General features: G+C 43.9%; 18 protein-coding genes. 2 read left to right on the forward strand and 16 right to left on the reverse strand.

From position 1 onward, the window contains the following. Positions 1 to 61: 61 nt before the first annotated feature. From LX99_RS03520 to LX99_RS25885, 10 genes are all read right to left on the reverse strand, one after another. Positions 62 to 685: a lysophospholipid acyltransferase family protein gene (locus tag LX99_RS03520; RefSeq protein ID WP_109606417.1), complete on the reverse strand. Its 624-nt coding sequence runs from the start codon at positions 683 to 685 to the stop codon at positions 62 to 64. A gap of 4 nt (positions 686 to 689) precedes the next feature. Continuing rightward, positions 690 to 1,499 (reverse strand): alpha/beta fold hydrolase, encoded by an 810-nt coding sequence (locus LX99_RS03525; RefSeq protein ID WP_109606419.1) that lies wholly within the window; start codon positions 1,497 to 1,499, stop codon positions 690 to 692. A gap of 90 nt (positions 1,500 to 1,589) precedes the next feature. Then, positions 1,590 to 3,065, reverse strand: coding sequence for a 1-hydroxycarotenoid 3,4-desaturase CrtD (crtD, locus tag LX99_RS03530; protein WP_109606421.1), 1,476 nt, complete (start codon positions 3,063 to 3,065; stop codon positions 1,590 to 1,592). A 93-nt stretch (positions 3,066 to 3,158) separates the two neighbouring features. Then, a complete protein-coding gene (locus tag LX99_RS03535; protein ID WP_109606424.1) occupies positions 3,159 to 3,710 on the reverse strand; it encodes a type 1 glutamine amidotransferase domain-containing protein in 552 nt (183 codons plus the stop codon). 230 nt (positions 3,711 to 3,940) lie between these two features. After that, positions 3,941 to 4,843 carry a LysR family transcriptional regulator gene (locus tag LX99_RS03540; protein ID WP_109606426.1) on the reverse strand — a complete coding sequence of 301 codons (903 nt, stop codon included), beginning with the start codon at positions 4,841 to 4,843 and terminating at the stop codon, positions 3,941 to 3,943. A gap of 9 nt (positions 4,844 to 4,852) precedes the next feature. After that, complete coding sequence (locus tag LX99_RS03545) at positions 4,853 to 5,635, reverse strand: hypothetical protein (protein ID WP_109606428.1); 783 nt, start codon at positions 5,633 to 5,635, stop codon at positions 4,853 to 4,855. 72 nt (positions 5,636 to 5,707) lie between these two features. After that, positions 5,708 to 5,911 (reverse strand): hypothetical protein, encoded by a 204-nt coding sequence (locus LX99_RS03550; protein ID WP_146203050.1) that lies wholly within the window; start codon positions 5,909 to 5,911, stop codon positions 5,708 to 5,710. 26 nt (positions 5,912 to 5,937) lie between these two features. Continuing rightward, positions 5,938 to 6,399, reverse strand: coding sequence for a deoxycytidylate deaminase (locus tag LX99_RS03555; RefSeq protein WP_109606432.1), 462 nt, complete (start codon positions 6,397 to 6,399; stop codon positions 5,938 to 5,940). A gap of 112 nt (positions 6,400 to 6,511) precedes the next feature. Next, the gene (locus LX99_RS26020; protein ID WP_245927836.1) at positions 6,512 to 7,786 is read right to left on the reverse strand and encodes an MFS transporter; all 1,275 of its coding nucleotides are present in this window, start codon (positions 7,784 to 7,786) and stop codon (positions 6,512 to 6,514) included. Then, positions 7,731 to 8,267, reverse strand: coding sequence for an MFS transporter (locus LX99_RS25885; RefSeq protein ID WP_245927837.1), 537 nt, complete (start codon positions 8,265 to 8,267; stop codon positions 7,731 to 7,733). Before LX99_RS25885 ends, LX99_RS26020 begins: the two co-directional genes overlap by 56 nt. A gap of 166 nt (positions 8,268 to 8,433) precedes the next feature. Here LX99_RS25885 and LX99_RS03565 point away from each other — a divergent pair, with 166 nt between their 5' ends. Next, entirely contained in the window at positions 8,434 to 9,090 is a 657-nt protein-coding gene (locus LX99_RS03565) for a LysE family translocator (protein ID WP_109606950.1), read from the forward strand. Between the two features lie 150 nt (positions 9,091 to 9,240). On the opposite strand, the gene LX99_RS03570 is transcribed toward LX99_RS03565, so the two are convergent. The 3 genes from LX99_RS03570 to LX99_RS03580 form a co-directional block, all read right to left on the reverse strand. After that, positions 9,241 to 11,148, reverse strand: a complete 1,908-nt coding sequence (locus LX99_RS03570; protein ID WP_109606435.1) for an amidophosphoribosyltransferase — start codon at positions 11,146 to 11,148, stop codon at positions 9,241 to 9,243. A gap of 99 nt (positions 11,149 to 11,247) precedes the next feature. Beyond that, positions 11,248 to 11,604 carry a hypothetical protein gene (locus tag LX99_RS03575; protein WP_109606437.1) on the reverse strand — a complete coding sequence of 119 codons (357 nt, stop codon included), beginning with the start codon at positions 11,602 to 11,604 and terminating at the stop codon, positions 11,248 to 11,250. A 50-nt stretch (positions 11,605 to 11,654) separates the two neighbouring features. After that, positions 11,655 to 12,263 carry an alpha-ketoglutarate-dependent dioxygenase AlkB family protein gene (locus LX99_RS03580; RefSeq protein ID WP_109606439.1) on the reverse strand — a complete coding sequence of 203 codons (609 nt, stop codon included), beginning with the start codon at positions 12,261 to 12,263 and terminating at the stop codon, positions 11,655 to 11,657. 314 nt (positions 12,264 to 12,577) lie between these two features. Here LX99_RS03580 and LX99_RS03585 point away from each other — a divergent pair, with 314 nt between their 5' ends. Beyond that, a complete protein-coding gene (locus LX99_RS03585; RefSeq protein ID WP_109606441.1) occupies positions 12,578 to 14,575 on the forward strand; it encodes a KUP/HAK/KT family potassium transporter in 1,998 nt (665 codons plus the stop codon). Positions 14,576 to 15,017: 442 nt separating this feature from the next. Here the strand turns inward: LX99_RS03585 and LX99_RS03590 are convergent, their stop codons facing one another. The 3 genes from LX99_RS03590 to LX99_RS03600 form a co-directional block, all read right to left on the reverse strand. Further along, entirely contained in the window at positions 15,018 to 16,325 is a 1,308-nt protein-coding gene (locus tag LX99_RS03590) for an ammonium transporter (RefSeq protein ID WP_022833584.1), read from the reverse strand. Positions 16,326 to 16,430: 105 nt separating this feature from the next. After that, on the reverse strand, positions 16,431 to 17,930 hold the full coding sequence (locus LX99_RS03595; RefSeq protein ID WP_109606444.1) for an NADH-quinone oxidoreductase subunit N: 1,500 nt from the start codon (positions 17,928 to 17,930) through the stop codon (positions 16,431 to 16,433). A gap of 8 nt (positions 17,931 to 17,938) precedes the next feature. Beyond that, entirely contained in the window at positions 17,939 to 19,912 is a 1,974-nt protein-coding gene (locus LX99_RS03600; RefSeq protein ID WP_109606446.1) for a mucoidy inhibitor MuiA family protein, read from the reverse strand. Between the last annotated feature and the right edge of the window lie 7 nt (positions 19,913 to 19,919).

Below are 19,919 nucleotides of genomic sequence, written 5' to 3' on the forward strand. Positions count from 1 at the left end.
CGGATTGAATTCGCGCAAATTCGGCAATTCGCTAAAATTCGTGTAAAATTATCAGCTAAGCTTAGTGCTCCATATTGATCTGATTTTTCAAGGCCTGCTGATGGGCTGCGTTGATGTTCTCCTTTAGTTGATCAAAGGTAAGTTCATTAGCTATACCCAAATCAAACAAGTGTACGTATGCCCTCGGTTTCAAACTCTCAAAATAATCTATCAATATGCAATGATACACCACCTGGCAGGGCCCTTTAACCTGCTGCATCAGCTTGTACACGCCTTTTTCAACATGCACATGTGTTTCGTGGTTAGAAAACAGTTCGCCCTGCGGAAAGATCACGATCAGGTTATCCGGCTGATCCAGGATACGCGCCGAGTAGGTGAGCGAATCCAGCATCGCCCTTGATCCTTTTTGTATAGAATAAGCGCCTATATATCGCAGATAGCTCCGTTGATCGAACTGATCCTGCTGCATCATTACATAGTATTGCTTTTTGAGGTTGAAAACCGCCGTCCAGTTGGCGATAAAGCCGTCCCACCAGCTAAAATGGTTGCTCAGCAGCAATATCGAATGACCGGGGCGCGGTTCAAATGGCTGTACATTAACCTCTTTAAAATTGCGGCTGATCCACCACCGTACATAAGTGATATATAATTTACTCCAGAATTTCTTTTTACGCGACGGAACCATTTTTCTATTTAACTAAATACTCATCCAATGCCCGGGTAACCAGCCAGTGCCCGAGCGCTACCTCATGCACTTCAGCATCATCCAGCATCCTTAAAAAAGGCATCGCTGCTGATTTGGGGAACAACAAATCGTGTTTGCCAAATATCAGCATGCATTTTATTTTATGCCGATTAATTTGCTGCGCGATGTGCTTAACATCCGGTTTCAGCTGGCGGATCAAATTTAGGGTATAATAAGTATCCAACCGTTTTTGTTCGGTATCAATTTCATTATAGGCTATATGGTAAAGGCTTTCGTCAATAAAGCGCAGTTTTTTTAAACTTTTAATGATGAAAGGCGCCAGCCATTTACTTTTGGTTGCCGTACGGAATATTCCGCGGCCAAGCTTATTGTGCAGTATAAATTGGAAGCCTTTAAAAACAGCCAGGCCATCGGGCGCCATCAGGATCACTTCATCAATCAACTCTGCATATTCTTCAACCAAAATTAAAGCGATGTTGGCACCGATAGAATAACCCATTACCGAAAACCGCTGCCTGCCGTAAAGCTTAAACCATTCTTCTGTATAGCTGCGTACCATGGTTTTGGGCATACCTGCCAGGATCTGCTGCTCTGTCCAGCCGTCAAGTTTACTCTCTCCGTGAAAAAAATGATCGAAACCGTAAATATGGTATTGTGGGATGATAGATTGCTCAAGCACATGAAACTGCTTACCCGTCATTCCGTAACCATGAAAGGCCAGCATGGGTTTCTGTCCCGTACCATATTCATGAAAATGCGCTTTGCCCAGGCCGGGCAGATGTAAATAACCCATTAAGGCAATATTAATAATTTATGTTTGGTAGCAGCAATTAAATTATTGATGCTGATAATGGCTGCCCTACTGCATAAGAAAATATCGGTATCATCCAACCATTTCACTAACAATTTTCGCCGATAACAAGCAAAGCGGGATTCCCCCACCAGGGTGCACACTTCCCCCGCAAAAATATAAGCCTTTAATTTTTGATGATTTGTTGGCATGCCTCAAAAATGCCGCGAACTGATTATTTGAACTGGTGCCATAAAGCGAACCCTGGTACGATGAAGTGCGGCTTTCGATACTTCGCGGATCGAGGATGCTTTCGTCAACTATCAAACCACTAATATCTTCACCCAATAACCTGCTTAACTTAGCTAATATATTTTTTCGCGCGGTAGCTATCAATGCATCCCAATCCTGACCTATATTAGCCGGAACATTGATCATCACAAACCAGTTTTCACAACCTTTGGGGGCATCATCGTTTTGATACTTCGAACTGATGTTTAAATATACTGTAGGATCGTGATAGATACTCTTATCCTGCCAGATGGCATCAAACTCCGCCTTATAATCGGCACTAAAGAATATATTATGCAGATCGAGTTGCTTAAACTGTTTTTTGATCCCCCAATAAAATATCAACGCGGAACTACTTCGCTCCTGGCTCAATATTTTTTGGGGTTTTAGCTGAGGAGATTTTTTGAGCAGGTGATGATAAGTAAACCATACGTCCATGTTGGATATTACCATGTCGGTTTCAACCACCTCGTTTTTAATTTTGATACCTTTTACGGCTTTTTCATTCAATACTATTTCATCAACCCTGGTATCATAATGAAATTTCACACCTAACAATCCGGCCAGTTTCACTAAACTATCGGTGATACTATACATCCCTCCTTCGGGAAAATACGCGCCAAAATGCTGCTCCAGATGTGGGATCACATTTAAGGTAGCTGGTGCCTGATAAGGGTTAGAACCGTTATAGGTTGCATACCTGTCAAACAGCTGTACCATCCGGACATCCTTAAAATAGCTTTGATTAGCCTGGTGCATGGTACGGAACGGATCAATCTTGCCAAACCTCAGTATCGATTTAAAAGTATCCCAACGCAAATAGGTTTTGAGCAAATGAAGCGAGCGCTCCAAAAAAACATGATTGGTGATCTTATAAATTAAGGCGCTGTTTTTTAAATACCTTTCGACAGAGGTAGACAGTTCTTTAGTTTTTTCACTTACCTCGCTTGCAAACCTGTCGGCATCGGCGTAAGCCGTTAACCGGGTACCATCTTCATAAAAATAACGGCAAATCTCATCCAGTTTCTGGTACCTGAAATATTGCGACGGCTCTTTACCTGCCAGTTTAAAAAGTTCATCCACATATTGCGGCATGGTAAACAGGCTTGGTCCGGCATCAAAGCGGTAACCATCCTGGCTAAACTGGCTTAACTTCCCTCCGGGATAACTGTTGGCTTCGTAAACTTCAACCTGGTAACCCTTAACTGCCAGCCTGATGGCTGTCGCGATACCTGCTATTCCGGCGCCGATAATTAAAGCTTTTTTTTGTTGAGGCATGAGGTAAATATAAACCTTGATTTGTAGATTTAAGGATCACGGTTAAATATTAACATCAGGCAATCGTTAAACGCTACAAATCAAGGTACTTTATTATTCCTGATGTATGCCCTCACCTATCTCTTCAATAACTTTTTGGTTAAATGCTTCCAGATCATCCGGGCGGCGACTGGTTACCAGGCCATGATCAACTACAACTTCTTCATCTACCCAATCTGCCCCGGCATTCTTTAAATCGGTTTGCAGGGATGGGTATGAGGTTAAACGCTTGCCATCCAACAAACCGGTTTCTATTAACAGCTGCGGGCCATGACAAATAGCCGCTACGGGTTTACCATCTTCCAAAAACGAAGACGCGAACGCTACCGCTTCGGCATTTTGTCTTAATTTATCGGGGTTAAGAACGCCGCCTGGTAATACCAGCGCGTCGTAATCGTCGGCGCTTACATCGCTCAGGTTACGGTCTACCTCAACTTCAATTCCCCAGTCGGTGTTATTCCAGGCTTTGATGCGGCCGCTTTGGGGTGATATAATATGTACTGTGGCACCCGCCTTTTCCAAAGCCTCTTTAGGGCTTGTTAACTCTACCTGCTCAAACCCCTCTTCGGTAAGCATAGCCACCTTACGGTTACTTAAATTTGCCATAATTACATTATTTAATTAATGATTATTAAAGTTAATTACAATATAACTACAGGCAGAAATGGGGATAGTTTTTGGAATTTGAAAAAGAAATGGGAGATTATCGCTAAAGTTTCGCAGCGGCTGGCAATTTTTCGAGCCTCAATATTTCTACAAAAAATCCGTTGGTTTTCACGATTTGCCTGCCTAACTATCTCTACTTATCCACAAAAACCAGTATGTCTTCGCACAACCTACCTTCCGCTGATATGCTGTGCCGCGAAACTGATAAAATTGCTCGTCAACCCGTAATCCTCTGTACCTTTACGGCGAATGAAAAAGAAATCGCGTGTAATTTTAAGACCTTCAATAGGTACCTCAACCAGGTCGCCTTCGGCCAGTTGCCGGATGATGGATGGGCGCGGCATAAAGCCAAGGCATTGATCGGCCAGGAGGAAGTTTTTTAGCGCTTCTGTACCACCTAAACGAATTTTTACTGATAGATCCGCCGGTTTAATATGTAAAACGGATAGAGCTTTCAGTACAGCGTTCAAAGTACCTGAACCACGCTCGCGCACGGCCAGCGGTGTTTTAACAAGCTGTTTCAAGGTAAGTGATTTACCTGCCAGCGGGCTTTTGGCCGAACATACCGGGATCACCTCATCGCTCATAAATGGTGTGTACGATACCGTGGTAAGTTTATTATCAACCTCAATAATACCTATATCCACCTCGTGGTTAAGCAGCGCGTTTAAAATGTACTCGCTGTTACGGTTCACCAGCTGCACATCCACATTGGCATATTCACGCTGAAAGCCTGAAAGTATCGGCGGTAAAATATACAAAGCAATGGTAGTGCTGGCGCCCAAACGTAAATGCCCTGCAGCCTGCGAAAGGTTGCTCAACACCGAAAGGTCGTACTCTATTTTCCGCTCAATTTCGGTAGCTTGCTGCAGGTATTCGTTTAGTTTATTACCGGCTTCGGTAAGTAAAATGCTGTTGGCCTTACGCTCAAACAAGGGTACTTTGTATTGATCCTCTAAAGCTTTTACGTGCTTGCTGATGGCCGGCTGCGTAATAAAAAGCACCTGTGCGGCCTTGCTGAAACTCAGGTTGGCGGCAACTTCCATAAATACGCGATGGGCAAATGAGATCATGGGGCAAAGTTAATTTTTTACCCGTTCAAAATACTTACCGGTAAATTTATACACGATATAATCGCGGGTAACCTGTCGTTTCGCGTTAACTAAAGGACTGTGGATGGTTTGTGTTTTAGTATCGTAATAAATAGTGGGGATCACCTTCATATTCACCACCGAGAGGAAGTTATAATCAAAATAAATTTTACTGTGTAAACCCGTTGGGGTTTTAACGAGTAAAACCGCTCCGTTCAGTTTCCCGTTTTCTATTGCGAAAAACTGTACGCCCTGCGTTGCGTCTGTGCTTGACCGCACCGAATTATAAGCTGCAAGGTAGTAGGTTTTACTGCCTGCGTTCAGGGTGTAAATTTTCGAATACCAAAAAACCGGGTTGTGTTTCTTCCCCACCGAATCCATTTTGAGCGATGACAATACTTTACCGTTGGTTTTAAACTGCAGCACATTATCAAAATCATACCCGGCCGAACCTAACCTCGTATCCCACGAATAAGTACGGAACAAACCATCAGCAGATGTGGCTATAACCAATCGTTCTTTAACCAGTTCGGTAAATGGGTAATTAATAGTTTCGGGATATTTAGCGGTATAGTACTTAAGTTTAAAGCCGAAGATCTTGTTCATTTTCTCCAACGAATCAATCGCCTTCCACTCCTTTTTATGCGAGCCGTAGTAGTTTACCCGTTTAAAAATCCGGAGCAGATCGGCCTCGATTGCTTGCGGCGTTTGCGCAAACAAATTGGCTGAGTAAAAACAACAGCAGAAAACAATTATCAACTTAAAGGTTTTCATCGGTAAACAAGATACGCAAAAAAAACGGTTTAAGCAGATCTGTTGTGGCCCCAGTAGCCATTTGGCTGTTTTTTAGCTTTTTATTTTTTCAAAATACTGCCCGTTAAATTTGTAGTTGATCAGCTTTGAGGTTACCCGGCCTTTGTTATCAACCAAGGGGATGTGGATGGTTTGGGTAGCCTGATCTAAGGTTATGGTAGGGCGTTTTTCAATTGCGATATCTACTATCGATCCAAAATCACAATTGTAATAGATATGACAAAATCGGCATATCAAAATCAACCGGTGTAATCCACCAAAAATTATCCGCGTTTAAACTTCTCGGCCTTTACCCCGAACCTATTCAAAAAATCAACGCCTTCATCGCTTGGCAAGCCTTTATATTCAGCATACGATTTATCATAATAAACCTGGGTTATTCCTGCCGAGTAGATCAGCCTCGCACATGGAAGGCATGGCGAAAGTGTGGTATAAAGCGTGGCTCCTTCAAGCCTGGCCCCGTTTTTAACCGCGTACAATATGGCGTTTTCTTCGGCATGAAGCGCCAGCGAGCAACTGCCTTTCGAATCGCGTGCACAGCCGGTTTCCGGCCATTCTATATCACAGTTATGGGTATGCGCCGGCGGACCGTTATAGCCGATAGAAATAATCCGGGTATCGCGCGTAAGCACAGCCCCCACGTGGGCCTTAACACAATGCGACCGCTCGGCGAGATCTGTGGCCAGGTTCATAAAAATCTGATCGAAGCTGGGTTTGGTTGTCATTAGTGATTGGAGTTGATGATTATTGATTATTTCAATTTTCATTATAAAAGAAAAAAGGTTGGAGATAAAGGCCTAACCTTTAATCTCTAACCTCTAATCTCTGAAAAAAATATTAATGTCCGCCTGATACTTCTACGTGATCCATATCAATGCCCTGTTTGCGTAATATAGCGCCCGCTTTCCATGCAAAGAACGCCAGGTATGCAAATCCGATAACAGGCACAACGTATGATAAGTGGATACCACTGGTATCGGCCAGGATACCCTGTACCGGCGGAATAATTGAACCGCCCAAAATCATCATGATAAGAAAAGCTGAACCCTGGCTGGTGTATTTACCTAAACCGGTAACGGCCAGCGAAAAGATAGATGGCCACATTATTGAGCAGCACAAACCACCGCTGGTAAATGCAAATACAGCTACCATACCTGTTGTTAATAAACCGGCTACCATAAATATAATACCCAATATACCGAAAACAGCAAGTGTGCGTACCGGTTTTTGCTGCCCGTAAAGGAAACCAACAATAAGCACAACAATACATGGCGCGTAAGCATATAATTTGCTTACATCGGTACCACTTAAATGGTTAACCAACAATACTACACCAAACGCAACAAACGGAACTACTATGGTTAATAACGTTTTGGCTGTTTTTGATAACTTAAACGCGCCGATTGCACCTGTCCACCTTCCAATCATCAGGCTTCCCCAATACAATGAAATAAAAGGGGCAATGTTTGATGAATTATAACCGCCAAAATCCTTTGTCTCTAACAGGGCGCCCATATTACTTTGTATGGTTACCTCAACGCCAACGTAGGTAAATATGGCAAGCATGCCGTTTATCAATTGCGGGTATTGCATAGCGCCCCAGCCTGCTTTGTTTTTACCGCTTGCAGATACTGTTGAAATCAGCGTTAACAATATGATAAGCAGCGAAGTGTAAACAAAAATTGATTTGATAAAGTTAGCATGGCTTATAAAGTAGGTAAGCTGTTGCTTTAAATTATCATCCACCTGCAATTTGCTCACCTGCTCCAGAGTATTGCCGCCGTATTGTTTCAATACTTCCGGGCTTAGCACCACGCCGTTGTTTTTAGCCATAATACTTTCGATGTACATACTTGCCGGACCTGCAATCAGGATTAAAAGGAACGCGATGAATATGATGAACAACGGCATGTTGGCTTTGCTGCTCGCCTCTATTTTTTCGTCGCTGGTAACGCTTGGCAATTTTGATAACCAGAAGAAAATAGCTACGGCGATAAATAAGCCGGCCAGGATATAATAAAGATTATTTACCGATGAAATCTGCACATCTTCGGGCTTAATAAGTTTGCTTGCCGAGCCAAATAAAACAATACTTACAACTACGGGCCCCATAATACTGCCGAAATTGTTTACACCCCCGGGTAAAGTTTAAACGGTTGGAACCTGCTTCGGGAGGGCCAAGCGCTATAACAAACGGGTTTGCGGCTGTTTGCTGCAATGAAAAACCTAAGGCTATAATGAAAAAGGTAGCCAATATAAAGGCAAACGAACCTGAATTGATAGCCGGAACCATGATGAGGGCCCCAACAGCTGATATCAATAAGCCATAAATAATACCATTTTTATAACCGATTTTATTAAGGATATCTACCTTAGACGCGGCCGAAGCAAAGTATAATATCAACGATCCGATAAAGTATCCGCCATAAAAGGTAAAATCGATTAGTTGCGATTCAAATTGGGTTAAGCTGAAATGGGCTTTGCAAAACGGGATAAAGATACCGTTTGATGCAGCCAAAAAGCCCCAGAAGAAAAACACGGTTGCCAACGTATAAAGTGCCGACCCGTAATTTTTTTTGTCGTTTTGTTCCATTTTTAAATTAGGTTGTACAGATGATTTTTGAATTTCTAAACATAATTCAATTTTCGTAAAAGTTGCCACACTTTTTTAAATTAATTAAATCACAATTTTAACTTTGGTTGGTTATGTAATAAAATTGCATATTCGCAATGTTCAAAAAAGAACAAAGCTTAACTTAATGATAAAAGCCATCGTTTCGGGTGTCGGGTTTGGATTGGTGTTAACATTTATCACAGGCCCGGTTTTTTTTGCGCTCATCAAAACCAGTATTGAAAAAGGGTTCCATGCAGGGGTTTCACTCGCCTTAGGTGTGGTTTGCAGCGATGTTGTTTTTGTAGGCGCTATCCTTTTCGGTTCACAATATATTGATGTATCTGATCATACCAAGGTTATAGCCGGGGTTGTTGGCGCGGCCATTCTGTTTGCACTTGGCCTGTACTACATGTTTAAAAAAAGCGAGATCAATTACGAAAATAAAGTCCCCTCGGGTGCAGACCGATTTGGTTACGTGCTCAAAGGCTTCCTGATGTGCATATTTAACCCTACCCTCCTTTTCCATTGGACGGTGGTAATCGGCGCAGCCAGTACCACATTCATTGTGGGCACGCCGCACCGGTCATTACACATCGCCATCATGTTCCTCACCATATTGATTATTCAGTTTGGTATGGATACGCTTAAGGCTTTCTATGCCAATAAACTGCGGGATAAAATATCAGTCAAATTCATCCACCGGCTTAACGAAGTTGCCGGCATAGCGCTAATTATCGCGTCGCTTGTACTGATTGATAAACTGGTGACACATTTTGTGTTTTCAGCACCGGCGGGATCGTAAAATCGACACAATTCTCAGCTTACAGATCGTTATTCGAGGCTTACATTAAGAAGGCGATAACATGATTATTACCTTCCAAAACAAAAAAGGCGATGAAAAATTCATCGCCTTTTTATTTTGTTCCCCCTCAGGGGGTTAGGGAGCCTGGAATTACATGTAAGCCCTTTGGTTTTTACCTTCCATCCAGTTAACAAAGGCACGGTTAACTACCTTGTTACCACCAGGAGTTGGGTAGTCGCCGCTAAAGTACCAGTCGCCCAGGTTTTCAGGACAGGCAATGTGCAGGTTATCCAGGGTCTGGTAAATTACCTGTACCTCGCAGGTTACGTTTTTAGGGGTTATGATCTTAGCGATACGGTCGGAGATCTGCTGATCAGTGAACGGCGCGTAAATCGCTTTCACGTAATTCTCAACTTTCTCTTTAGGCAGTTTCTGGCTGTCTTTACATTTTTGATAAACCTCCAGGATGATATCTTCTTTGTTCTGCTCTTTTAACAGGCTGATTGCCGCCTCAAAAGCCACGAACTCGCCCATGCGCGACATATCGATACCGTAGCAATCCGGGTAACGGATTTGCGGAGCAGACGAAACCACAACCACCTTTTTGGGGCCGAGCCTGTCTAATATTTTAAGGATACTTTGCTTCAATGTGGTACCACGCACAATCGAGTCGTCCAAAACTACCAGCGTATCGGTGCCTTTTTTAATCAGGCCGTAAGTAGTATCATAAACGTGGGCTACCATTTCGCTACGGTCGGCATCCTGGGTAATAAAAGTGCGGAGCTTAACGTCTTTAATGGCTATCTTTTCAACACGTGGTGCTACCTGGAGTATTTCGGCTACCTTTTCTTCGGTAATATCGCTGCCAAGTTTCACCAGTTCTTCGTGCTGGTATTTCTTTACGTATTTATGCATCCCTTCAACCATGCCGTAAAAAGCAACTTCGGCGGTGTTAGGGATGTAAGAGAATACGGTGTTTTTTATATCGTGATCAACAAAATCCAAGATCTGCGGACAAAGCAGGCGGCCTAATTGTTTACGCTCGCGGTAAATAGCCGCATCGCTGCCGCGGGAAAAATAAATCCGCTCAAACGAGCAGGCTTTTCTTTCCTTAGGCTCACTGAACATGTCTTCAGTGATCTTGCCGTTCTTTTTAACGATTAAAGCATGGCCAGGGCGAATTTCCCTGATATTCTCCATCGGGATGTTAAAGGCAGTCTGGATAGCGGGGCGCTCTGAAGCCGCAACCACAATCTCATCGTTATAATAATAATAAGCAGGGCGGATACCAGCCGGGTCGCGCATAACAAAGGCGTCGCCATGGCCCAGAATCCCGGCAATGGTATAACCACCATCCCAGTTCTTGGCCGATTTGCGCAAAATCTTGGCCACATCCATATCATTGGCTATCAGCTTGCTGATTTCGCGGTTATCATCCAAACCTTCGCGTTTGTACTGATCAAACAGGCCCTGGTTTTCGGTATCGATAAAGTGGCCTATTTTTTCGAGCACGGTAACGGTATCGGCTTTTTCTTTAGGGTGCTGGCCCAGTGCATACAATTGCTCCAACAGTTCGTCAACATTGGTCATGTTGAAGTTACCGGCAATCACCAGGTTACGGGTCATCCAGTTGTTTTGCCTTAAAAAGGGGTGGCAGCTTTCAATGCTGTTTTTACCGTGAGTACCATAGCGCAGGTGGCCTAATAACACTTCGCCGGTAAAGCTAACATGTTCTTTAAGCCAGTCGGCATCAGCCAGTTTTTCGGGACTTTCTTTTTGAATTTCCGCGAATTTCTTCTGGATATATTCAAAAATATCAGCAACGGCGTTCGAGGCCATGGAACGGTGACGGCTGATGTACCTTTTGCCCGGTTCAATATCCAGTTTAATGGTAGCAACGCCGGCGCCGTCCTGGCCGCGGTTATGCTGTTTTTCCATTAAAAGGTAAAGTTTGTTCAGGCCGTACAGTGCAGTTCCGTACTTTTTCTGATAGTAGGATAGTGGCTTTAGTAAGCGGATAAATGCCACACCGCATTCATGTTTAATCTGATCGCTCATGATTCGGAATGAGGCTGCAAAGGTATCATTTTAAAATGAACTCACGGTATTATTAATTGTCATTAATTGGTAGTTTGTTTGTTGCAACGCCTAAACAGGTTAACCGGCGTAAAATGAACGCGTAACTTCAATATTTCCAACTATATGGTCGTTAAATTCTTCCAGTTCTTCGGCAGGCACCCATAGTTCATTGTGTAGAGCGCCACCCACATTTTGCACTTCAAATTTACTCAGGTAGCTCTCCGGAAGATTAAACTTAGTCACAAACCCTGAACCGGAGGCGGGCACATTCCAATCGCGCGCTATCTGGATGGCATATTCTTCGTTCATAACCGGGTAAAAAACAGGTTGCTCTGCCAGCCGCTTCGGGAACCGTTTAAAGCCCGATTCTTCAATCTTTTTAAGTTCCTTGGGGCCTACAGGCCGGTATAGTGTTATTAAGCCGTCTTTTTGCACAATACTAAGTTACTAAAAGAATCGTATCCCTTTGGCAAAATGTAACATAGTTAACCTATCAGCCTGAAAGTAATATTAATCCTCGGCCCCGGCTTTTTAGCTGTTTTGGGTACCTGGTGCAGCCAATGGTGTTGTGTTGCGCCCCGCATAATCAACAAATCACCGTTATGCAGTTCAACCGAAACTTTGGCATCCTTTTGTATTTTATGTTTAAACCGGAACACCCTCGACGCGCCGAATGAAACCGAAGCGATAACCGGGTTTGAGCCCAGCTCACTTTCATCATCGCTATGCCAGCCCATGCTATCGTTGCCATCCCGGTAGTAATTCAACAGGGCGGTGTTAAACCGGTACCCGCATTGTTGTTCGGCTGACTGTTTAATAGCATTCAATAAAGAACTAAACGGAACCGGCACATTTACAACGCCCGAGTATATATAAACTTCGTCGCTATCACCATACCATGCCGTCAACCTCGGAAACTCTACCTCTCTTCCGTAAATTTTCATTTTATCCTGTTTCCAGGGTGTTTCTTCAACCAGGCGCGCAAATACATCCTCCTTAAAAAAATAGGGATATATCAACGCTTCGCCGTCAAAAGGCAGCAGGTTTTTTCCCTGCCCAAACAGGTTCACCTCATCGTTATTGAACAAATCCATCGTTCAAATATCGGCAATATGGTCAAAACACAGGCTGATGTTCCAAACTATCAATCTGATAAAACCTATCATTTTGATAGTAAAATCTCGAATTGATAAATCATTTCTCAAATTGATAAATATTTATAAATCAATTAGTTTATGTAAATTACAATGCAGGCGGCATCATTTTTGACAAAGCGCTGTCATAATAATTTAATCAAAAAAACGATGATATCATTCAGGTTGTTGGCTGCCCGGTTTATTAAAACGGGTAAACTCATAGCACCAGCAACGAATCTTATCCCTTTCCCCCTTAATAACATATACAATTCATGAGTTCTCACAGTAAAAACCTCACTTTTGCAGGTATGATCGTTACGCTGGGTATCATTTTTGGCGATATCGGCACCTCTCCCCTCTACGTTTTCCAAACCCTGCTTGTTGAAGGCGGCAAGGTAAATCCCGATTTGGTTTTGGGCTCCATCTCCTGTATTTTCTGGACCCTTACCCTGCAAACCACTTTCAAATATATCGTTATCACCCTCCAGGCCGATAATAAAGGCGAGGGCGGTATTTTCTCGTTATTCGCGCTTGTAAGGCGCTATGGCAAATGGCTGGCTATTCCCGCTATTATAGGTGCAGGCACCTTACTGGCCGATGGTATTATTACCCCGCCCATATCAGTAACCTCGGCCATCGAAGGTTTGAACCTTGTACCGGCCTTTTCAAACATCATTGTGCCGGGTAATGACCTTATCCTGGGTATCGTAATCGGCATTATCCTGCTGCTGTTCTTTTTTCAGCAGTTTGGCACCAAGGTAGTAGGTTCGGCATTCGGCCCGATTATGCTGATGTGGTTTTTAATGCTGGGCGTGTTGGGCGCCATGCAGGTAGCACACTATCCTTCAATTTTTAAAGCCCTTAACCCTTACCATGGCATGCACCTGCTAATGACACACCCTAAAGGCTTCTGGCTGTTAGGCGCTGTGTTTTTGTGTACCACGGGTGCCGAAGCCTTATATTCAGACCTTGGCCATTGCGGCAGAAAAAACATCCAGGTAAGCTGGATATTTGTAAAAACCACCTTGATACTCAATTATCTTGGCCAGGGCGCGTGGGTATTATCGCAGGCACCGGGTAAAGATTTTACAGGTGTTAACCCTTTCTTTGAAATTGTTCCGCATAACTTGCTTTTACCGGCTGTTGCCCTGGCTACACTGGCTACCATTATTGCCAGCCAGGCCTTAATCAGCGGTTCGTTCACCTTAATCAGCGAGGCGGTGAGCATGAATTTCTGGCCAAGGATCACCATCAAATACCCATCAAACATCCGCGGACAAATATACATCCCGAGCATTAACTGGATGCTGTGTGCAGGCTGTATCCTGGTATCCATGTACTTCCGCACTTCGGCCGCCATGACTGCTGCCTATGGTTTCAGTATTACCATAGCCATGCTCAGCACCACCATTTTGATGTACTATTTTATGCGCTATGTAAAGCATTGGCCGGTATGGTTGGTTACCATTATTTTGTGCTTGTTTGTAACCGTAGAGTTTTCATTTTTTGTGGCCAATGCCGTTAAAATTTTAAAACGTTTGTTTTTTGTTGGATTTGAAGTTGGGTTGATCTTCACGATGTACACCTGGTTTAAGGCAAGAAAAATCAACAACCGCTTTCTTAATTTTATCGACATCAAAGAGAAACTCCCTTTGCTTAACGCTTTAAGTGCCGATACTACCGTAAACAAATATGCAACGCATCTTATCTATCTTACAAAAGCCAATAACAGCAAACAGATAGAAGAAAAGATCATCTACTCTATCATGAGCCGTCGCCCTAAACGTGCCGATACCTACTGGTTTGTACACATTGAACGTACCGACGAGCCTTATACCATGGAGTACAGCGTTGACCAGATAGAGCCGGGTAAGGTGATCCGCGTGGAGTTCCGTCTTGGTTTCAGGATCCAGCCACGGGTTAACGTTTTGTTCCGCAAGGTAGTGGAAGACATGGTGGGTCGCGGCGAGATCGACATCACCAGCAATTACCCTTCGTTAAAAGAATATGGTATGGCTGCCGATTTCAGGTTTGTAATTATGGAGAAATTCCTGTCGTACAATAATATTTTCAATGTATCTGAGGCATTTATCCTGAACAGCTATTTCGCCATTAAAAAACTGGCTCAGTCTGAAGCTAAAGCATTTGGTTTGGATACCAGCGAAACCCGGGTTGAAAAAATTCCGCTGGTGGTAAAACCGGTTAATAATATCCACATTAAGCGCATTGATGATCCGGCGGAAAGCCTGGTAGCCGAGTTGACAAAGTAAATATCAAAAAACAATCGCCGCTCGGCTCCAGCAGAGCGGCAATTACCACCAGGCCTCCGGCCTGTAACGACATGCACGATACAGCTACGGCGGCCAGAGGACACGAAGTAGTTGCCACTCGGCTGGAGCCTATAGCCGTTAACTAAAGCTGCTGTATGCAAATTTCCCAATGTGCCGTTAGGCGCTACCCGTTTGTAGGATAAAGATAAAAAGGCCCTTTGCCTGCATCTTCTACAAACAGGTATCTCCTACGGGGAATCTAAACACAGTAGGTCATTGGGAGTAAATCATACCTTTCTCCTTAACTTTTGGATGGCCTTTGTCCTTAAGTTAATGGCTATGGGCTCCTGCCGGGCGGCAACGGCGAAAAAATCATAAAACAAAAAATCCGGCCTTTTGGGCCGGAAATTTTCAGGTTAAGTTGATTGGTTTGAAAATACTATTACAATTTTTCGCCGTGCTGGCTTAAATCAAGACCTTGTTCCTCTTCCTCGGCCGATACCCGTAGCGGAGCGATCATGTCGGTGATCTTCAACAACAATAACGAACCGAAGAAGGCGAATATGGATACGCATACAAGCGCTACTAACTGAACAATAAACAAATGTGTTTCGCCAAAAAACAAACCGTTACCGGTACCATTGGCCGAATTTACGTGCTGGCTCGCAAAAACACCGGTTAACAGCATACCTACCATGCCGCCAACACCATGGCACGGAAAAACATCCAGCGTATCATCAATACTGGTGCGGGTGCGCCATTCAACCACAAGGTTACTCACTATAGCCGAAATAATGCCGATAGCCAGCGAGTGCGGCACTGAAACAAAACCCGCTGCAGGCGTAATGGCCACTAAACCTACTACCGCGCCGATACAGGTACCCATAGCCGATGGCTTGCGGCCAAGCAGCATATCAAAAAAGATCCAGGTAACACCCGCCGCTGCCGAAGCCGTTGTACTGGTTGCCAGGGCGGTAACCGCCAAAGCGTTAGCACCAAATGCCGACCCGGCATTAAAACCAAACCAGCCAAACCATAACAAACCGGTACCAATCATTACATAAGTAATACGGGCCGGGGAGTGGTTAGCTTCGTTACGGCGTTTTAAGTATAAGGCCGAAGCCAAAGCGGCCCATCCGGCCGACATGTGTACTACCGTACCGCCTGCAAAATCCAACACACCGTATTTGGCCAGGATGCCATCGGGATGCCAGGTGCAATGCGCCAGCGGTGAGAATATAAAAATGGAAAACAATACCAGGAAGATGATATAAGAGTTAAAACGGATGCGCTCGGCAAAGGCACCGGTAATCAGCGCCGGGGTAATGATAGCGAACTTTAACTGGTACATGGCAAAAAGTAACAGCGGTATAGTTGGCGCGGCCTTCCAGGTGGCGTTACCCAGCATGCCCTTCATCATAAAAAAGGTGGATGGATTGCCGATAATGCCGTGAAAACTTTCACCAAAAGCAAGGCTGAAGCCGAAGATACCCCACATCACCGTTATGATCACCATACAAACAATACTTTGCAGCATGGTTGAGATCACGTTCTTTTTATTAACCATACCGCCATAAAAAAACGCCAGACCAGGTGTCATGATCAAAACCAATGCCGTCGACATCAGCATCCACGCGATATCGCCGGTATTAAAGTTGGGATGCCCTTCGTTTTTAAAATCAACCGAAGGAAAAATAAAAGTAAGCGAAAGAATAACTAAGATCAGGAAAAAAGGGAAATACCTCTTCATGTATTACAAGAAAATATAATTTAAATCGTGTCGAAAGTTAACACTTTTCCCAAAAACAAAAGAAAATAAATGCTTTTTGTTTAAAAAAACGTCAGTAATAAAAAATTACAGATGTTTTATCAGCAAATCCGGGAATATTCCAAGCAAAACCAATAAAAAAACGATAATTATAGCCAAAACAAGCAGGTTATATGATTTTTGTTCGGCAACCTCAGCATTTTCTGTTCTTTTTAAAAACAAATACAAAGGTATTTTAAGATAATAAAAAAGCGATACAACGGTAGTTAAAGCACCTGTTATCATTAAAGCCAGCATCCAAACGCTGTGTGTTTGCTGATAAACGCTGTAAACTGCCGAAAACACGAATAATTTCCCGGTAAAGCCTGCCGTAACCGGTATCCCGGTTAAAGAAATAAGGATAATAACAAAACAAACGGATGCCAGGGGATATTTTAGGCCAAGCCCTGTATAACCTTCTACCGATTCGGCTTTAACAACATTACTGAAATATGATGCCAACGCCAACGCGCCGATATTGGCAAGCGCGTATACAGCGAGGTAATAGATGAGCGCGGATAAACCCTGGTTGCTAAAGGTTACAATAGCCATTAAGGCGAAGCCGGTATGCCCTATGCTGGAATAAGCCAGCATCCTCTTTACATTATTTTGCAGCACGGCCGCGAAGTTTCCGGCTACCATGGTGATGATGCCCACCGCCGATAAAACCTGGCCTATGTTTACACCTTTCCAGGTATTGGCAGATAAAAAGGGCGGCAGTATGTTGATCAGCAAGCCGAAAGCGGCAATTTTAGGTACGGTTGACAGGTAAGCGGTAACCGGTGTCGGCGCGCCTTCATATACGTCCGGCACCCAGAAATGCAGCGGGACGAATGATAATTTAAACCCGATGCCTATCAAAAGTAATAGCAGGGCCACCGAGGCGCTTGCCTCATTCACCCTGGATAATTGTAAAATACTGTTATCGAGCAACAGATCAAGCGAACCGCTGAAGCCATAGAGTAACGAGATACCATAAAGCATAATGGCCGACGAGGCCGCGCCGAACAGCACATACTTTAAACCGGCCTCAGAACTTAAGGCCGTTTCAGACCGGTAAGCTACCATCAGGTACGAAGCCAGCGACACCATTTCGATAGCCAGGTAAACCGATAATAAATTAATGGCCATGACCATTAAATGCAAACCCAGTACAGAGGCTATACTGATGGTATACAGATCAGACAAACCTTTAATATGGGCTTTCAGCTTATCATCCCAGGTAAAATACAGCAGCAAAACAAACGACAGCACATCTGTTATCAATTTGATATGCACAGATGCCCTGCTTAGCAGCAGCATGTTGCTAAACAGCGCGTAGGATGTACCCTGAACCACCGACAACTGCCCGATATCCTTTAGTATTACCACCAGCAAGCCGCCGCAAGCCAGTATTTTACAAAACTCGACCGAGCGTCGGCCTACGGCGAGGTCGGCAATCAGTACCGCCAAAAACAGCACGGTTAAATAAATTTCGGGCATAAAGTAAGGGATGCTGCCAAAAACATTATTTAACTGTGCTGGTATGTGGGGTAACAGATCGTGCATTTATGATGTTATTGTACTATTACTGATTGATCTTTAGGATACTTAACCTGGTATTTTAAACGCAGTTTTTTTCCTTCCTGCGAATTTAGCATGAAATTCCATGAAACCTTGCCCGTAGTTGCATCAACTTTACCTGCTGATACTTCCTGGGCCTCTACCTCAATATCCTTATTTTGCGATACGGGAAGCTGATCTTCCACCAATAAATTCACCTGCTGGTTTTTACGGTTTTTGATGTCGATCTGCCAGTCGCGGGTTTCCTTTTTGTTCGATCCGAACGATTGGCGCGCCGATAGTTCTTTAGCCAATGTTCGGGTTACAATGATATTTTTGTCCACGCCCAACGACAGGTTCAGGGTATCGGTAGTAGCATCGGTATTGATGAGCGATTTGCCGATATACGTTCCCTCAAAAAACAGACTTGCCTCCCCCGAAAGGAAACTATATTTATTCCAGTTGATGAGTTGCGCGGTTAGGAATACATCTGTACTCAGTTTAGGAGCAACATAGTATTGGTAGTTGGCCTCGATATCGTACTGGCTTATTTCTACCGCGTATTGTTTACCATCGCTTGGTACTGAATACGGGTTGGCAATGTTGAACTCGATGTTGGTTTGATTTTCGGCTTTAGTTACTTCGATAGGTTTGCTGGCCGTTCCCCGCAGTTTAATTCCTGATACAGCCCCTGTTAATTCTTTTCTCTCAGCAGTTCCGTAACCCACTACAACAACTTCATTCAATGCATTAGCAAATGGCTTCATGGAAACATTGATTAACGGCGTATTTGCAGATCTTTCGGCAGTTTCATACCCCACAAAACTGTAGCTTAAAACAGGATTACCACCCGGCACCTGGATACTATAATTTCCCGATACATCAGATACCGCACCTATTGAAGTTCCTTTTACTTTAACTGTTACACCAGGCAGTGGCGTACCGGCCTCATCAACAATAATACCGGCAACCCTGGTAATGGAAGCATCGCCGGCATAATACATATTACTGCCAACGTAATAAGGTGCAAGGGTTGGTTTGCTGCCGCTTACCGTAGGGTTACCAGTTGATAGGGTTAACTTCACGTTTTTCCAATCCTCACCGCTTTTTTGCGATACGTTGGCTTTGTAGGCGATAACGATAGGGCTGTTGGCATTTTTTGCGCGGATATCATAAGTTGGGAACCAGCTTGCGGTTTTAACTACATAATTAAGTGTAAATGTAGCCTGTAACGCTGTTTTTGATGATACGGTTACCAGGATATTACTGGTAGCATCCAGTCCGCGGTGCGATAGCGAAGCGATCTGTTTATCATATTTTGCCAATTCGGTATTCAGTTCCCTGATCTGGTTGTTGGCCGTTTGCTGGTTTAGTTTTATGGCTGTTAACCGCGCTGTTTGAAAATCAAGCGCCTGTTTGAGTTTAAGCACATCCAACCCGGTAGTTGAACTGCCAACCTGCTGATTTTTGCTTAGCATATCAGCTTCCTGCTGATAGATGCTGATCAAATCGGTTTGCAGGGCTATCTTGTCGCGCAGTTTGCGTTGCTGCTCGCGGATATCTTCAACCTGCTTTTGTTTCAGATCGTCTTTTAAAAAATCAAGTTCATGTTTTACCGAGAGGATGGTAAAATCGCCTGCGCCGTTAACCTGGATACTTTGCACATCAATATCGGGCGAGAGGCCATCAAATATTAACGTAGAGTTACCCGCGGCTACATTTACCTGCGCGGTGCGGTTTACCTGCGCGCCATTCAGAAACACGGTAACTTTTTGAACTTTCGAAGCCATCTTTTGTTCCTCATCGGCTTTGGCCAGTGGGGCTATAAAAAGCAGGATAGCTGTGGTTAGGGTTGTTAGTTTTTTCAACATCATTTTACGGGTTAGATACATGCTCGCTGTTTCCCGGCATTGTTCGCCCTGGGGCTGCCGGTAAACAAAAGATGCGGGAGCATGCTCTTTTCCATAAATTAATTTATGTTGAAACACTATTTAT

The organism is Mucilaginibacter oryzae (assembly GCF_003148845.1).
GTDB lineage: Bacteria > Bacteroidota > Bacteroidia > Sphingobacteriales > Sphingobacteriaceae > Mucilaginibacter > Mucilaginibacter oryzae.

What these genes read in the sequence shown, in the direction of transcription:
- LX99_RS03595 (WP_109606444.1), bottom strand. Translation starts at nt 17,930, where the DNA reads ATGCACGATCTGTTACCCCACATACCAGCACAGTTAAATAATGTTTTT.
- LX99_RS03545 (WP_109606428.1), bottom strand. Translation starts at nt 5,635, where the DNA reads ATGAAAACCTTTAAGTTGATAATTGTTTTCTGCTGTTGTTTTTACTCA.
- LX99_RS03570 (WP_109606435.1), bottom strand. Translation starts at nt 11,148, where the DNA reads ATGAGCGATCAGATTAAACATGAATGCGGTGTGGCATTTATCCGCTTA.
- LX99_RS03555 (WP_109606432.1), bottom strand. Translation starts at nt 6,399, where the DNA reads ATGACAACCAAACCCAGCTTCGATCAGATTTTTATGAACCTGGCCACA.
- LX99_RS25885 (WP_245927837.1), bottom strand. Translation starts at nt 8,267, where the DNA reads ATGGAACAAAACGACAAAAAAAATTACGGGTCGGCACTTTATACGTTG.
- LX99_RS26020 (WP_245927836.1), bottom strand. Translation starts at nt 7,786, where the DNA reads ATGGGGCCCGTAGTTGTAAGTATTGTTTTATTTGGCTCGGCAAGCAAA.
- LX99_RS03525 (WP_109606419.1), bottom strand. Translation starts at nt 1,499, where the DNA reads ATGGGTTATTTACATCTGCCCGGCCTGGGCAAAGCGCATTTTCATGAA.
- LX99_RS03585 (WP_109606441.1), top strand. Translation starts at nt 12,578, where the DNA reads ATGAGTTCTCACAGTAAAAACCTCACTTTTGCAGGTATGATCGTTACG.
- LX99_RS03535 (WP_109606424.1), bottom strand. Translation starts at nt 3,710, where the DNA reads ATGGCAAATTTAAGTAACCGTAAGGTGGCTATGCTTACCGAAGAGGGG.
- LX99_RS03540 (WP_109606426.1), bottom strand. Translation starts at nt 4,843, where the DNA reads ATGATCTCATTTGCCCATCGCGTATTTATGGAAGTTGCCGCCAACCTG.
- LX99_RS03590 (WP_022833584.1), bottom strand. Translation starts at nt 16,325, where the DNA reads ATGAAGAGGTATTTCCCTTTTTTCCTGATCTTAGTTATTCTTTCGCTT.
- LX99_RS03580 (WP_109606439.1), bottom strand. Translation starts at nt 12,263, where the DNA reads ATGGATTTGTTCAATAACGATGAGGTGAACCTGTTTGGGCAGGGAAAA.
- LX99_RS03565 (WP_109606950.1), top strand. Translation starts at nt 8,434, where the DNA reads ATGATAAAAGCCATCGTTTCGGGTGTCGGGTTTGGATTGGTGTTAACA.
- LX99_RS03520 (WP_109606417.1), bottom strand. Translation starts at nt 685, where the DNA reads ATGGTTCCGTCGCGTAAAAAGAAATTCTGGAGTAAATTATATATCACT.
- crtD (WP_109606421.1), bottom strand. Translation starts at nt 3,065, where the DNA reads ATGCCTCAACAAAAAAAAGCTTTAATTATCGGCGCCGGAATAGCAGGT.